At 66.4% G+C, this 732-nt stretch carries 2 protein-coding genes; both read right to left on the bottom strand.

The annotated features are described in order from the left end of the window. Window positions 1-449, bottom strand: a 449-nt coding sequence (locus tag AC1DBN_RS21405; RefSeq protein ID WP_477724191.1) for a DUF3618 domain-containing protein, incomplete at its 3' end; no start/stop codon positions are given. Beyond that, a partial coding sequence (locus AC1DBN_RS21400; RefSeq protein ID WP_477724190.1) for a phage holin family protein occupies window positions 446-732 on the bottom strand: 287 nt, incomplete at its 5' end. The genes AC1DBN_RS21405 and AC1DBN_RS21400, both read right to left, overlap by 4 nt.

The following is a 732-nucleotide window of genomic DNA, read 5'->3' as shown; positions in this document are numbered from 1 at the left end:
TGGTCTGCTGCCTGGCGTTCCTTCTCACTTGCGGGGATCAGCGAGGAGATCAGCATGCCTGCGCCGAAGGCGATGAGGCCGGCGGCGAGGGGGTTGCCCTGCGTTTTGGCTTTGACCCGGTCCGGTGCTGCGGCGACGGTGTGGCCGGCGTCGGAGAGGGTTGCGGCGACGTTGTCTTTGGCGTCGTGGAGGGTGTCGCCGGTGCTGTTCAGGGCGTTGGTGGTGTGCCCGGCCCCGGAGTGCGCGGCATCCTGAACCCTGGTGCCGGTGTGGTCTGCTGCTCCCATGATTTTCTCCTTGACGCCGGTGGCGGCGTCTTTGAGTTTGTCGGTTTGGCGGTGGACGATGTTGGACGGAGTGACCTTGTCCGCGACGGCGTCGACGTTGGTGCCGAGGCGTGCGCGGGTGGCTTCGATATCTGCTCGGATTGCGTCCGGGTTTTCGCTCATCGGTTTACCTCACCTGGTTTGAGGGTCGGGGGGATTTCGGCGAGTGTTTCGCCGGTTTGGGGCAGGCCCTTGATTTCTTTGAGGTTCTTCCGGCCGATGCTGGCCAGGATGGCGGCTGCGATGGCCCAGATGAGGGCGACGATCACGGCGGCCCAGCCCAGGGGCATGAGGGCGCCGAGGCCGAACATCAGGGCCAGGGACAGGAAGAGCAGGACGAAGTGGCCTGCGACGCCGGCGCCGGCGAGCATGCCGCCGCCTTTACCGGCCCGGGTGGCGGACTGTT

This window comes from Pseudarthrobacter sp. 10T415, from assembly GCF_056394175.1.
The sequence above is the reverse complement of the archived record's forward strand: the minus strand, read 5'-3'. Positions and strand labels throughout refer to the sequence as shown.